Source organism: Collinsella aerofaciens (assembly GCF_901212495.1).
Classification (GTDB): domain Bacteria; phylum Actinomycetota; class Coriobacteriia; order Coriobacteriales; family Coriobacteriaceae; genus Collinsella; species Collinsella aerofaciens_H.
Window position 1 is genome coordinate 1 of the sequence record NZ_CAAKNY010000059.1, and the last position, 13,342, is coordinate 13,342.

Here is a 13,342-nt window from a genome sequence, read left to right on the forward strand (position 1 = left end):
GGCAAAACAGTCCGTATTCCACCGCAACTTCGTTATCTGCCCTTGGGCTTGCTGGCGTAGAACTTCTTCTTTTTGGGTTTGCCTGCGCAGGCAGGCTCGCCGTTGCCACGCGCCCCTCGGTCGCCGGCTTGTACGTGCGCGGGTGCAGCCACGCGGGGCTTGCGAGCCGCGGGGTTGCGCAGTTCCTCAACGCGCTCGGTAATTTCCTCGGCACTAAAGCCGACTTCGGCCATGGCGTCCTCGATGGGCAGACGGCGCACGATATAGCAATGATGCACCTTCTGGTTGCGTGCGAAATCCTCGGGGATGGTCTGCGCCGTAATGTCCTCTAGCACGACGCCCGCGCGTGCGAGCTTGCGCGTCTCGGGGCGGAAACCGCGCAGGTTGCAGCTAAAGATGGCATGCCCGCCCTGTGCGAGCAGGCGCGATACGCCGGCCAAAAGCTCAACATGGTCGCGCTGGACATCCCAGGTGCGGTGGCCCATCTTGGACGAGTTCGAGAACGTGGGCGGGTCGACAAAGATCAAGTCCCAGCGGTTGCGCGTCTGGCGCTGGTCGCGAATCCAGGCGAGCACGTCGTTGCGCACAAAATGATGCTGAGGCCCCACAAAGCCGTTCTGGCGCATGTTGCGCTCAGCCCAGTCCAGGTAGGTGTTGGAGAGGTCGACCGTCACGGTCTCCTCGACGCCGCCATCGGCCGCGTAGCAGGTGGCAGTGCCGGTGTAGGCAAACAGGTTGAGGAAGCGGCGCGCCTGCTTGGCGTGCTCGCGCACCAGGTTGCGGGTGACGCGGTGATCCAGGAAGATGCCGACGTCCAGATAGTCGTCAAAGTTGACGGCAAAGGTGAGGCCGCCCTCCTCGATGAGCGGCAGGCGACGGCGCGCGATGTTGGCGCGCTCACCCGATCCGCCCTTACCGGCGCCCTGCTTGCCGTACTGCGAGCCGCCACGCGAACGCATGCGGGCCTTGGCGTGCACGTGCTCGGCCGGAACGTCCAGGATGCGCGGCGCGATGGCCAAGATGTCGAGCATGCGGGCCTGGGCCAGTGCAGGGTCGATGGTCTTGGGCGCGGCGTATTCGGCGATGACGAGCCAGCGGCCCGGCGTCTGCGGGCATCCCTCGTACAGATCGATGGCGGCGGAGTAGTCGGGCAGGTCGGCATCGTAGACGCGGTAGCAGCTCACGCCCTCGCGCTTGGCCCACTTGCGACGCAGGCGGGCGTTCTTGCGCAGGCGGTTGGCGAACTGCTCCGACTCGGGGATGAGCACGGGCAGCGGCTTGCCGTCGCCTAGGTCGAGCGTGGCGGCGGGCTCGGGCGTGGCGGGGGCGGTGCTGCCTTTATCATTGGCATTGTCGACATCTGCAGCCTCGCCCGCGGCATCCGCACTGGTCGCAGCCTCAAACGCTGCGGCTGCGTGGTCGAGCGAGGGCCAGACCTCGATAGTCGCCTCTTCGTTGTTGGGCATGACGGCGATCGAGTGCTCGGGCTCGGCGTGGAGCGCGCGGGCCAGCAATCCGTCGCGGGTGAGCACGGCGACCGGCGCCGCGGCAAGCTCGGGCGCGCGGCGCAGCTCGCCGACCAGGGCCATGGCGTCGTGCATGAGTGAAAGCGGGGTCTCGGTGGTGTCTGCGACCACGGCGGCGCCGGCGACAGCGCCCACATGGTCCAGCACGGTGGCGGGCTTGGCGGCGCAAAAATCGACAAAGCGCTTGTAGCCGGCACACGTAACCATGCGCTCAGCGGTCTTGCGGGCGGCGGGATCAATGTCCACGGCGACGATGCGTGCCTCGCGCTCGCGTGCTGCCGCCTCGCGCTCGCGTGCCTCAGCAAGCAACTGCTCCCACAGAGCGGCGTCGTGCAACTGCCAGCCCTCAAAGCCCCAGCGCTCGCGGATGGCACCCGGAGCGCGGTCGGTCAGAATATTCACTGCCTCCAGCAGCAGGCCGCCGCCGGCGCACGAGGCGTCGATCAACGTGGGCAGAGCCTCGTTCTCGTAGTCGTCGGCCGTCAGCTCGCGCTCGCACAGTGCGGTCCAGCCGATCTGCGCCAACACCAGGGCGGCGTAGTCGGGGCGTAGCACGTGCGCGCCCTCGCCGGCGCGGGTCGCCGCGGGCGGCAGACGCTTGAACAGCGGGTCGCCCGAAAGGTCCAGGCTGATGCTCGCGCGACGTTGGCGCAGCGAAAGCAGCAGATGAACGTCGGGATCGGCGGCATCGACGTCGGCGCGGCGACCCGTGGCCTCGGCCAGGCGGTCGCACAGCGCGTCCTTGGCGCGCAGGGCCGAGAAGCGCGTGTTGCGCAGCTGCTCGGTCACGCCGCGGGCGGTGATGGCGATGGTGGCGCCGGGGCGGACGATGTTCTCCCAAGCGATGTCGTAAACGCCGTCGTACAGCTCGTCGGCATCCTGCGCCTCAAAGCGCCCGAGCACCACAAACACGCGGCTGGCCAGGCGCGACCACAGACAGGCACGGTAGCCTTCTTCGAGCTCGCCCTCAAACGTAGCGCGGCCCTTCAGGCGGCGGACATGCGAAAGCCCGAGCCGTTTAAGCTCGTCGGCGAGTGCGGACTCAAAGCCCTCGGGGCAGCTTGCATAAAATTCCATGGGTGACCTCTCTATATGTGAATCCGTCCCATTATAAGGCGGAGAAAAGCTCCCCCTGAGCGCGCGGATAAGGATGTGGCCAATGTACGAGACCTCTGCAGCTCTGGTTTTCGATATCGACGGCACGCTGATTTCCCGTGGGGGCGAGCGTCGATGAGATCGTGGCCCATGACAAGCCCACGCCCGCCGTGCACGACGCGTTCCACCGGCTGCGCGAGCGCGGTCATCTCGCGTTCATCTGCAGCTGGCGCGGACGCTCCACGGCTTTGCCGAGGCTCTTGGAGCCCGAGACAGCGGGCTCGTCTGCTCGCCGGTCTCCTCGATCTACATAGACGGCAAGCGGGTCTACCGCGACGACACGAGCGCGGAGCTGCTGCATGAGACGACCCTCCGGCTGGAGTCTGCCGGCATCGAGGCGCGCTCGAGAGCGATGGCAGCTATGTGGCCTTCTGCCCATTGGGCGCGGTCTACACGGGGACCCTTGACACGCCGACCGCCGCGAGTGCGATGGAGCACACGGAGCGGTTCTCTGCCTTTGCCTGCAACAAGTTCTGCTATGAAGACACGGAGTTTGCCAAGTTCGAACGGATTCAGGCGTTCATGGACGAGTATTACGACATGCACGAACTGGGGATTGCCATCGGTGAGTCGACCATGAAGGGCGTCAACAAGGGCACGGGCGTGGTGCACGCGCTGAAGTGCCTGGGCCGCGGCCACGAAGCGCGTTCGGGTTCGGCGATTTCGAGAACGATCTGACCGTGTTTGCGGTGGTGGAGATGTCGGTAGCCATAGGCAACGCGTTGCCGCAAGTTAAGGAGCACTCGCTCTACGTGACGGGTTCTGCCGACGAAGACGGCACGGTAGGTGCTCTGGAGCACTTCGGGCTCATGTTACTGATGAAATAGGAAGATAATATTTGTACCTTTCTTCCCCGCTAGCATTTTTGTGCATCGGAGAATAAGAGGGAAGGTGACATGGCTTTGTAGACGTCACTGGATTTCAGTGGTAAGTAACAACTGTATTCGCAGCTTTACGACATCCTGTTTCAGGACATTGTCGGCGGTGTCTACCTTGTCGGTGATTTGATCCCATCGGAAAGCGAACTTATGCGACAGTTCGGCGTCTCGCGCGCTACTGCTCGCAAGGCCATGGAGATGCTTACCAACAATGGACTAATCACCGGGCGTCGCGGCAAGGGCTCCGAGGTCATCTCCAACGTTCCCTCCAATTCGCTTCAATATGTTACGAGCTGCATGAAAAAGAACGTTTCGGACAATGTTGTTCCGCAGAAGCACGTGGTTGATGCCGACGTCGCACCGATTTCGAAGAATGCTGACCAGGCACTCGAGCTTGAGGAAGGTGTGACCTCGTTCCGCTTGCGCCGTGTGCGCTATTCCGGCGACAAACCGTTCTATCTCGAGACGATTTACTACGAGGACGGCTGCGTGCCGTATATCGAGGAGCGCGATTTCTCCAAGGAATCTCTTCGTGCGTTCTCGTACAACAGCTGCGGTATCAGCTGGAAGCGCGCTACGCAGAACATTCGGGCCGTGGTGGCCAATGCGGGGCAAGCCGACCGATTAAACATCAAGGAGGGCGACCCTCTCCTGTTGATCAAGCGCGTCTCATTCGATAAACAGACTGTTCCACGTGAGTAAGTCGAGATGTATTTCAGAGCCGATCTCTATCATCTGGAGATTGAACTCGACGTATAAAGATGCCTCCCATTCTTGGTTCAAGAAATGGGAGGCATTTTGCATGGTCGCGAAGATGTCGGCGATATCGGTGGGGATCGTTTTCTTGCAAGCCTATTTCGCTAGAGCCTCTGCCGCGAGCGCAAGGCAGCCCATGATGCCCTGCTTGCTCTCAAGGCTGTTATTCACGATATAGCTGTCGATGTCGGCAATCTCGGGCGTGACGATATAGCCGTTAAGGGCGTCGAGCGTCTTTTGGCGCGCTAGCGCAACGATGGGCGTATGGTCCGCGATGCCGCCGCCGATGATGATACGCTGCGGGGAGTAGCAAAGCACGTAGGTGCTGAGGGCCTGAGCGAGGTAACCGGAAAGCAGGTCCATTGCCTCGGCATCCTCGGCGAGCTCGGATGCGCGCTTGCCGTTCCAACGCTTCTTGACAGCGGGGCCGGCGATGAGCCCCTCAAGGCAGCTGGAGTGATAGGGGCAGCCGCTCTCGGCAACAGGTAGCGGATCATGCTCGTTGCGGGTGACAGGAATGTGGCCGGCTTCCGGGTGGAGCATGCCGTGGAGGAGCTTTCCGTTGATCATGACGCCGGCCCCGACGCCCGTACCGATGGTGAGATAAACGACATCGGTGAGGCTGCGGGCGCAGCCGAAGCGCGCCTCACCCAGGCAGGCCACGTTGGCATCGGTGTCATAGCCACAGGGAACATCGAGGCGCTTCGATAGCGATCCGAGGAGGTCGAAATACCGCCACGAGGTCTTGGGCGTCTCGAGAATCTGTCCATAGCGATCGGAGGCTGGGTTCACGGCTGTCGGACCAAATGCGCCGATTCCAAGAGCTTTGATGTTGGAATCCTTGAACCAAGAGTAGATGGCGTCCACGGTTTCTTGGGGGTCCCCGGTCGGCATTTCTTCGGACTTAAGGACGGTTCCGTTCTCGTTGCCGATGGCGCAGACCATCTTGGTACCGCCTGCTTCGAGTGCGCCGAGCAGTTGTTTCTCAGACATGTTGTCCTCCTCAACCTTTGGTTGACCAAAAAAACCATTTGTTCCATATTGGCGAAACAAATTATATCGCGTCTCCAATTATATCTATATATGAAACGTTATATGAAACAGAGAATAAGAGAAAACAGGCATATCAGACCCTGTTGATCAAGGTTGATACCAGTTGTCGGATAGTCCGACAAATCATATTGAGTCTCTATATAAATAAACAATTACCAGCAGTTTTATTGATATTTAAAATAAGTTCGATAAAGTGTTTTCTTCTTCAAAACGCAGATGCTGCCGTTCAGGGGCCCAAAAATACCGTTCACCAGGTTTGTTTCATATTAGCTGTATTATGTTTCATATCAGAGTAATATGTGAAACAACGAAAGGCAAAAGATGAAAGGGGAGAACATCCATGCCAGAGGCTAATCAGGAGTTCGACATCGCCAACGTGATAGACGAGAAGCTGATTGTGCTCGACCTGGACGTATCCACGAAGGTCGACATGCTCAACGTCCTCACCGATTGCTTTGAGAGGGAGGGTAAGCTCAACGATCGCGAAGCCTTCTTTAAGGATGTAATGTGGCGTGAGGGCGAAGGAGAAACCGGTATTGGCATGGGCGTTGCGATTCCGCACGGCAAGTCCAGTGGCGTCAACAAGACTGCTCTTGCCATCGGCACGACGAAAAACGACCTGGAGTGGGCGTCTCTGGATGATGAGCCCGTCCGCATCGTCATTCTCTTCGCTGTGACCGAGGGCGACTCCGACGTCGTACACCTCAAGCTGCTTCAGCATGTTGCGATGCTCTTGGCGCATGAGTCGTTCGTTGAAAGGCTCCACGCTGTAAAGACTCCTGCCGAGATGCTGACGCTTCTGGAGTCCAGCCCCGACGATTACGACGATTAATAGGTCGCACAAATCATGAGCAAACGGTCCGGTTCGCATCGCCTGGGAACCGAGACCGTCAATAAGAGGCGAAAAGAAAGGAATGAATTGTCATGAAGCTGGTTGGAGTTTGTGCCTGTACGAGTGGAATCGCCCATACCTACATGGCCAAAGAGAAGCTCGTTAAGGCCGCCAAGGCTTTGGGACACGAGATTCATATCGAGACCCAGGGCACGATTGGCGTCGAGGACGAACTCACCTCCGAGGAGATAGCTGCTGCGGACGCCGTAATTCTCGCCGTCGACATCAAGGTCGATACCTCACGCTTTAAGAACAAGCGCGTCATGGAGGTCCCCACGAGTCTTGTCGTCAAGGCTCCCAAGCAGATTATCCAGAAGATTGAGGAGAGCCTCTAAGTGCGGTCCGAGAGCGCCAGGCTTTGGAATTCAGCTGCAAGGGCGGCTGTAAATAGATCCGTGTCTACGGAAAGGGGAAAGTAATGAAAAAGATTCTCCAGGACGTGAAGAAACACGTTCTGACGGCAATTAGCTACCTGCTGCCGTTGGTCGTCGCTTCCGGTCTGCTGATTGCCGTCGGCAATCTTTGCGGCGGGTCCGATGGACTGAGCTCGCTCAGCGACCTCACGGTTCCGCGCGCCCTCACCCAGGTTGGCGTTTGGGGCATGGGCCTTATTCCGTCGTTCATCGGTGGCTATATCGCGTACTCTATCGCTGACCGTCCCGGCATCGCACCCGGCTTTCTTATGGGTCAGATCGCTTCCTTCCTGAACGCCGGCTTCCTCGGCGGTCTCATCGGCGGTCTTGTCGTCGGCTACATCGCTCTCGCCATCGAGAAGAACGTCAAGGTTCCCAAGTGGGCGGATGCTCTTATGCCTATGATGATCGTCCCGACGCTCTCCACCATCATCGCCGGCCTCATCATGCTCTTCGTTCTCGGTGGCCCGCTTGCCGCGTTCACGGCTGGTCTCACGAGCTTCATCAAGGGTCTCGACCAGTCGCAGAAGGTCAGCTTCGGCTTCATCATCGGCTGGATCGGCTGCATCGACTACGGCGGAGCTATCTCCAAGGTTCCAAACCTGATCTGTGATGGCATGCTTGCCGATGGTATCTACGGTCCCGAGGGCATCAAGGTTCTCGCCGCCATGGTTCCGCCCTTCGGCGTCACACTCGGCCTGATCCTCTCCAAGATCCTCAAGAAGCCCATCTATCACAAGAGCGAGGAAGAGGCTATCAAGGTCGCGTTCCCCATGGGCGTCTGCATGATCTCCGAGGGCGTTATCCCCATCGCCATGAACGACCTGATCCGCACGGTTATCTCCACCTCCATCGGCTGCGGCGTCTGCGGCGCCATCGCCTTCTCTATGGGCGTCGAGTCTCAGGTTCCTTCCGGCGGCTGCTTCGTCATCCCCGCCATGGCTCAGCCTATGTGGGCAGTGATTGCACTCCTGGCTGGCTCCTGCGTGACCGCCGTACTCCTCGTGCTGATCAAGAAGCGTCTTCCTGAGGACGAGATCGATGACCTCGGTTTCCCCGAGGACGACACCGAGGAAGAGGTCGACCTCTCCGGCTTCAGCCTGTCCTGACCATTGCCTCGCGGGGGCTCTTCGGAGCCCCCGCCCTCTCAATCCTTGGTATCCATCTGCACAGAAGACTTCGCATCAGAAAGGATCGCTTTACTATGTACCAGTCGATGAAAGGCATGCTCGCAAAGGCAAATGCCGAGGGTTATGCAGTCATGGCGATCAACGCTTTCAACCTCGAGACCGCTCGTGGCGTCATCGCGGCAGCCGAAGAGATGAATGCGCCGATCATCATCGACCTTCTTCAGGACCACGTGAAGGCATACTTCGACTGCGATATTCTGACGGTGCCTATCATTAAGATGGCCCAGGCGGCTCATGTGCCCGTGGCGATCAATCTCGATCACGGCCACGACATCGCTCATCTCAAGCGCTGCCTGCAAGAGGGTTTCTCAAGTGTGATGTGCGACGCCTCGGCGTTGAGCCCGGAGGAGAACGCACGGGTGACCCGCGGGGTCGTTGAGCTTGCTCAGATCTACGGAGCCTCGGTTGAGGCCGAGGTCGGCCACATGGGTTGCGCGGTGGGCGAGGATGCTCATTTCACCGACTATGCGATGTATACCGATCCGGACGTTGCCATTGCGTTCATCAAAGAGACCGGGGTCGATTGCCTGGCTGTCTCCTATGGTTCCACTCATGGTGATTACCCGGAGGGTTACGTTCCCACGTTCCACTTCGACATCGTCGAGAAGATCAAGGCCGCCACGGGTGCGCCCCTGGTACTTCACGGCGGGTCAGGGGCCGGCGACGAGAACATGCGCAGGAGCGTAGAGGTCGGTATCAACAAGATCAATGTCGGAACCGACTACATGATCGTTCAGCGTGAGTTCGTGGCAAAAACACTGGCCGAGAACCCGGACTACGACTATCCACAGCTCTGTGAGGACAGCTGGCGCGCCGGTATCGACACCATTAAGCACTACATAGAGCTTTCTGGGTCCTACGGCAAGGCATAAGTTTCCGCAGGCATTCGATTCGGCAGCCTTGGTGCCTGAGCCGTACGGCTGCAACGTTTAGGTATTCAGCTTCGTATGGGAGAAGCTGCAAATTAATCAATCAAAACGAAGGAGAAAAATTAATGCTCGTCAACATGAACCAAATGCTCGCAATGGCCAAGGAAAAGCACTTCGCCGTTGGCGCTTTCAATGTGTCCGAGAGCAACCTGTTCCGTACCGTCGTCGAGGCCGCCGAGGCAAACGATGCCCCCGCGATTATCGCCGTGCACCCCACCGAGCTTGCATACTGCAAGGACGACTTCATCAAGTACGTTGTTGCCCGCTGCTCCAACAGCCCGGTGCCGTTCGTTATTCATATGGATCACGGCGATTCCATCGAGAGCATCATGCGTGCCGTCCACTGCGGTTTCACCTCTGTCATGATCGACGGTTCTCTCCTGCCTTTTGAGGAGAACATCGCCAAGACCGCCGAAGTCGTACGCTACTGTCACATGGTCGGCGTTTCCGTTGAGGGCGAGCTCGGCACCATCGGTGACACCGGCACCTCCATCGAGGGTGGCATGACCGAGGTCAAGTACACCGATCCCGACGATGCCAAGAAGTTCGTCGCCGAGACCGGCGTCGATACCCTAGCTGTCGCTATCGGCACCTGCCACGGCCTGTACCCAAAGGGCGTTACGCCCAAGCTGCGCATGGATGTCCTCGAGTCCATCAAGGACGTCGTCGATATCCCGCTGGTTCTACACGGTGGCTCCGGTAACCCCGACAGCGAGATCGCCGAGGCCGTTCGCATCGGTATCCAGAAGGTCAATATCTCCTCTGACTACAAGAGCGCCTTCTTCACCAAGGCTCGCGAAATCCTCGCGCAGGAGGGTTCCGGCTGGGATCCCAACAACATCTTCCCGGAGTGCATCGAGGCCGGCAAGGCCGTCATCAAGCAGAAGATGGAGCTCTTCAACTCCGTTGGCGCTGCCAAGTACTATCGCGATGCCGGCGTTGCCCAGTGGCGCCAGGAGCTCAACTAGGCTTTCTCGACCATAGCGCACCAATGAGGGGAGAGGGGTTTCAATATAAAGGAACTCCTCCCTTTCTCCCCCTATTTTCATTCGTTTCTTCTAGGTTGGGGAGGAAAAGAGGAAAAAAAGAGGGCACGCTCGCCGATGCACATATGGGGAATATCGACTATTTTAATAAAATCAATATATCTCGACCGGAAGAATAGAGGGGTGGAAGAATGCAGCCCAAGGGAAGTGTCGTCAACGAAATTTGCTCGGTCTACGATCGTTTGAGCGATCGCGAGAAGCTGATAGCCGATTTCGTGATGGCGAACCAGGAAATGATCCCCACTATGACCACCCGCGAGATTGCAACTGGTTCCGAGACGTCAGCTGCGACGGTCTCGCGTTTTGTCAGGCATCTGGGCTATAGCAGCTTCTCCAGTTTGAGGCAGGCTGTTCAGCTCGATAACGGCAACGGCTCCGGTTCAAGGTTCGACGCTCCGATCACCGTCGTCTCGATCGGTGCCCCCAAGGCTGCCATGGAGACCGTACTCATGGCTAAAAACCAGGAGCTTTTTGACACACTTGAACTCGTTGACGAGCATGAGCTTGTCCAGGCCGTCAAGCTTATCGAGAAGTCGATGAGCATCGTGTTCGGTGCCGTTGGCAACACGATTCCCTCGTGCCTGCAGGCGGCGTTTCTCTTTGCCCAGCTGGGACTCAGGACGCACTGCTCTCCTACGACCGAGGCGATGATGCTTGAGACCCTGTCCCTTACGCCCGATGATGTGCTGCTGTTTATCTCTAAGTCGGGGCATTCAAAGCGTCTCAACAAGATGATGGACAACGCAATCGACACGGGTGCTTCCACCATCGTGATTACAAACAAGCCCGATTCTCCGTTGGCGCGCCGGGCGACGTGCGTTCTCCATGCTGCGGCGCGCGATAAGATGCTCAACAGCGATCTCCCGTTCTCGCATAATTCCATCAACTTCATTATCGAGGTTATGTTCCTGCTGCTTTGCAGCGATGTCCCCAGTTTCCGTGCGCAGGCAGGGCTTTTGTGGAAATCCCTGGGCGATGACAAGGGTGTTGAACAGGAGATCATTTAAATCATTCTGTAGGGTCTGTATCTTTAGCGATATCAGCCCGACTGCTTATCGCCTAATTTGTCGTTCACAAAGTGTTTTGTGGCTTGCAATAAGTGGATTCCGGAAATATGACAAGTCGTTATAATAAACGAATATACGGTAATTAGAACGCGTACCAAGGGCACATAACCAGAGGGGACCTCACGTGGCAATCAGGGTGTTCGCTGACGGTGCAAACCTCGAGGGCATGCTCGACATGTACGAGAACGGCAACGTTCAGGGTTTCACGACCAACCCGTCCCTTATGAAGAAGGGCGGCGTGACGGATTACCGCGCGTTTGCCAAGGAGGTCCTGGCCCACATCACCGATGTGTCCGTGTCGTTTGAGGTCTTTGCCGACGACGTCGAGACCATGGAGATCGAGGCGCGCGAGATCGCCACCTGGGCCGAGAACGTCTACGTCAAGATTCCGTGCGTGACCACCAAGGGCGAGTCCACCGCCGAGCTGGTGCGTAAGCTTTCGGCCGACGGCATCAAGGTCAACGTCACCACCATCTTTACGCCCGAGCAGGTCGACGAGATGGTCGAGGCCGTTGACGCCGAGACGCCGTCCATCATTTCGCTCTTTGCCGGCCGCATTGCCGATACCGGCGTCGACCCCATTCCGTTTATGACGGAGTCGGTCAAGAAGGCTGCCGTCAAGCCCAACTGCGAGGTCCTGTGGGCGTCCACGCGCGAGCTCATCAACATCTACCAAGCCGAAGCCTGCGGTTGCCAGATCATCACGGTGCCCAACAGCATCCTGGCCAAGCGCAAGAACATCGGCCGTGATCTGTACGAGGTCTCGCTCGATACCGTGCGCGGTTTTGCCAAGGATATCGCCTCGCTCGGCTTCCATATCCTGCCGTAAGCAAGGGTACCCCCTCCGGCGACGTGCAAAATCGCGAATATTCAGCACGGTAAAGGCTTTAACCAGCTTTTATCAGCTTTTACCACTTGGTCGAAGCACGGAACGGCCCCCATTTTGGCTCTAAAAACGCCAAAACGGGGGCCGTTTTTGCTTTTATGGCTCTCCGAGGCGCCGCGGCGCTATTGGGAGACACTGAATATTCGCGATTTTGCACGTCGCGGGGGGGTACGATGGCGCGCATTTTTGTGGTGTAAGAGGGAGGGCTGTGTCAGCGCCCCTGCACCTAAGGCTATTCTGCCATGCCGTGGCGGTCAAGGACCTTCCTTATGGCCTCGTGCGCGGCCAGCCTAATCGCCCCGAGCCTTTCGCCCTCGAGCGGCTCGGGGTGCCGGCGCGGTCTTCGAGGTCGTGAACGCGTCCGCGAACCCCGTGCTCGTGGGCGGGGAGGAGGTCGCGCCCGGGGAGGTAGCGCTCACGCTCGAGACCGGGGGAGGGGCCGCGGAGTCCGAGCCCGACGCCCTGCCCTACGGCGACTACCTCGTGCGCGAGGTGGAGGCGCCGGAGGGCTACCTCGGCACCGACGCCGAGGTCCCGTTCTCCATCGAGGAGGACGGCGAGGTCGTCGAGCTCACCGGGGAGCGCGCGGTGGCCAACCAGGTCAGGCGCGGCGACCTCGAGCTCGTGAAGGTCTCCGACGGCGACCTCTCCCGCATGGCGGGCGTGCCGTTCCGCATCACCAGCGCGACCACCGGCGAGTCCCACGTCGTCGTGACCGACGGCAACGGGTACGCCAGCACGGCGGCCTCGTGGAACCCGCACACCGCGTCGACCAACGCCAACGACCAGGCGGCCGACGGCTCCTGGGACGCCTCGGCCGGCGTGTGGTTCGGGGCGTCGGGGCCCGACGACTCCAAGGGGGCGCTGCCCTACGACACCTACGAGCTCGAGGAGCTCCCCTGCGGGGCCAACGAGGGCAAGGAGCTCCTCGGCCCCATCGAGGTGCGCGTCTACCGCGACGGCGTGACCGTGGACCTGGGAACGCTCACGAACGACGACCTGCCCCGCACCGTGGTCTCCAAGAAGTCGGTGACGGGCGAGGACGAGCTGCCCGGCGCGACCCTGCGCGTCTACGACGCGGACGGCGAGCTCGTGGAGGAGTGGGTCTCCGGCGAGGAGCCCCACGAGATCACGCTGCTCACGGGCTCCTACACGCTCCACGAGGAGGCGGCGCCGGAGGGCTACCTCGTCGCCTCCGACGTGGCGTTCGAGGTCGCCGAGGGCGTCCCCGTGACGCAGGTCGAGATGGTCGACGAGCCCACCAGGGTGGAGGCCGGGAAGGTCGACGCTGCCACGGGCGAGCCCCTCGCGGGCGCGACCATGCAGGTCGTGGACGCCGAGGGCGCCGTCGTCGAGGAGTGGGTCTCCGACGGGGAGCCCCACCTCATCGAGGCGCTCGCCCCGGGCGACTACCTCCTCCGCGAGACCGAGGCCCCCGAGGGCTACGAGCTGGCCGAGGACGTCCCCTTCACCGTGGAGGGGACGGCGGACGCGCAGGCCGTGACCATGGCCGACGAGGCCCTGCCGGGGACCGCCCCGGGGACGACGCCC

Annotated in this window: 14 protein-coding genes and 1 pseudogene; 12 read left to right on the plus strand and 3 right to left on the minus strand. The window is 60.0% G+C overall.

Features of this window, described 5'->3' with window-relative positions:
- Positions 1-32: 32 nt before the first annotated feature.
- Both rlmKL and SFLMC1_RS06765 read right to left on the minus strand, forming a co-directional pair.
- Positions 33-2,603 (minus strand): bifunctional 23S rRNA (guanine(2069)-N(7))-methyltransferase RlmK/23S rRNA (guanine(2445)-N(2))-methyltransferase RlmL, encoded by a 2,571-nt coding sequence (rlmKL, locus tag SFLMC1_RS06760; RefSeq protein ID WP_152073185.1) that lies wholly within the window; start codon positions 2,601-2,603, stop codon positions 33-35.
- Positions 2,604-2,826: 223 nt separating this feature from the next.
- Entirely contained in the window at positions 2,827-2,982 is a 156-nt protein-coding gene (locus SFLMC1_RS06765) for a hypothetical protein (protein ID WP_187323893.1), read from the minus strand.
- Between the two features lie 62 nt (positions 2,983-3,044).
- Here SFLMC1_RS06765 and SFLMC1_RS06770 point away from each other — a divergent pair, with 62 nt between their 5' ends.
- The 3 genes from SFLMC1_RS06770 to SFLMC1_RS06780 all read left to right on the plus strand — a co-directional run bounded on the left by SFLMC1_RS06770 (position 3,045) and on the right by SFLMC1_RS06780 (position 4,261).
- Positions 3,045-3,359, plus strand: coding sequence for a hypothetical protein (locus SFLMC1_RS06770; protein WP_152073184.1), 315 nt, complete (start codon positions 3,045-3,047; stop codon positions 3,357-3,359).
- Positions 3,360-3,379: 20 nt separating this feature from the next.
- A complete protein-coding gene (locus SFLMC1_RS11320; RefSeq protein ID WP_226814181.1) occupies positions 3,380-3,508 on the plus strand; it encodes an HAD hydrolase family protein in 129 nt (42 codons plus the stop codon).
- Between the two features lie 111 nt (positions 3,509-3,619).
- A complete protein-coding gene (locus tag SFLMC1_RS06780) occupies positions 3,620-4,261 on the plus strand; it encodes a GntR family transcriptional regulator (RefSeq protein ID WP_226814187.1) in 642 nt (213 codons plus the stop codon).
- A gap of 150 nt (positions 4,262-4,411) precedes the next feature.
- Here SFLMC1_RS06780 and SFLMC1_RS06785 read toward each other — a convergent pair whose 3' ends face one another.
- Positions 4,412-5,308, minus strand: coding sequence for an ROK family protein (locus tag SFLMC1_RS06785; RefSeq protein WP_152073182.1), 897 nt, complete (start codon positions 5,306-5,308; stop codon positions 4,412-4,414).
- 400 nt (positions 5,309-5,708) lie between these two features.
- Between SFLMC1_RS06785 and SFLMC1_RS06790 the strand changes: the two genes are divergently transcribed.
- From SFLMC1_RS06790 to SFLMC1_RS11445, 9 genes and pseudogenes are all read left to right on the plus strand, one after another.
- Entirely contained in the window at positions 5,709-6,200 is a 492-nt protein-coding gene (locus tag SFLMC1_RS06790) for a PTS sugar transporter subunit IIA (RefSeq protein ID WP_152073181.1), read from the plus strand.
- 92 nt (positions 6,201-6,292) lie between these two features.
- The gene (locus SFLMC1_RS06795) at positions 6,293-6,595 is read left to right on the plus strand and encodes a PTS fructose transporter subunit IIB (protein ID WP_152073180.1); all 303 of its coding nucleotides are present in this window, start codon (positions 6,293-6,295) and stop codon (positions 6,593-6,595) included.
- A gap of 83 nt (positions 6,596-6,678) precedes the next feature.
- Positions 6,679-7,782, plus strand: coding sequence for a PTS fructose transporter subunit IIC (locus SFLMC1_RS06800; protein WP_152073179.1), 1,104 nt, complete (start codon positions 6,679-6,681; stop codon positions 7,780-7,782).
- A 95-nt stretch (positions 7,783-7,877) separates the two neighbouring features.
- Entirely contained in the window at positions 7,878-8,735 is an 858-nt protein-coding gene (locus SFLMC1_RS06805) for a ketose-bisphosphate aldolase (protein ID WP_152073178.1), read from the plus strand.
- A 122-nt stretch (positions 8,736-8,857) separates the two neighbouring features.
- Positions 8,858-9,760: a ketose-bisphosphate aldolase gene (locus SFLMC1_RS06810; RefSeq protein WP_152073177.1), complete on the plus strand. Its 903-nt coding sequence runs from the start codon at positions 8,858-8,860 to the stop codon at positions 9,758-9,760.
- 209 nt (positions 9,761-9,969) lie between these two features.
- Positions 9,970-10,845, plus strand: a complete 876-nt coding sequence (locus SFLMC1_RS06815; protein WP_152073176.1) for a MurR/RpiR family transcriptional regulator — start codon at positions 9,970-9,972, stop codon at positions 10,843-10,845.
- Between the two features lie 184 nt (positions 10,846-11,029).
- On the plus strand, positions 11,030-11,734 hold the full coding sequence (locus tag SFLMC1_RS06820; protein WP_152073175.1) for a transaldolase: 705 nt from the start codon (positions 11,030-11,032) through the stop codon (positions 11,732-11,734).
- Positions 11,735-12,133: 399 nt separating this feature from the next.
- Positions 12,134-12,358 (plus strand): annotated as a pseudogene (locus SFLMC1_RS11440) (prealbumin-like fold domain-containing protein); the annotation flags it as partial.
- A gap of 87 nt (positions 12,359-12,445) precedes the next feature.
- Positions 12,446-13,342: collagen binding domain-containing protein (locus SFLMC1_RS11445; RefSeq protein ID WP_410053242.1), on the plus strand; the 897-nt coding region annotated here is incomplete at its 3' end.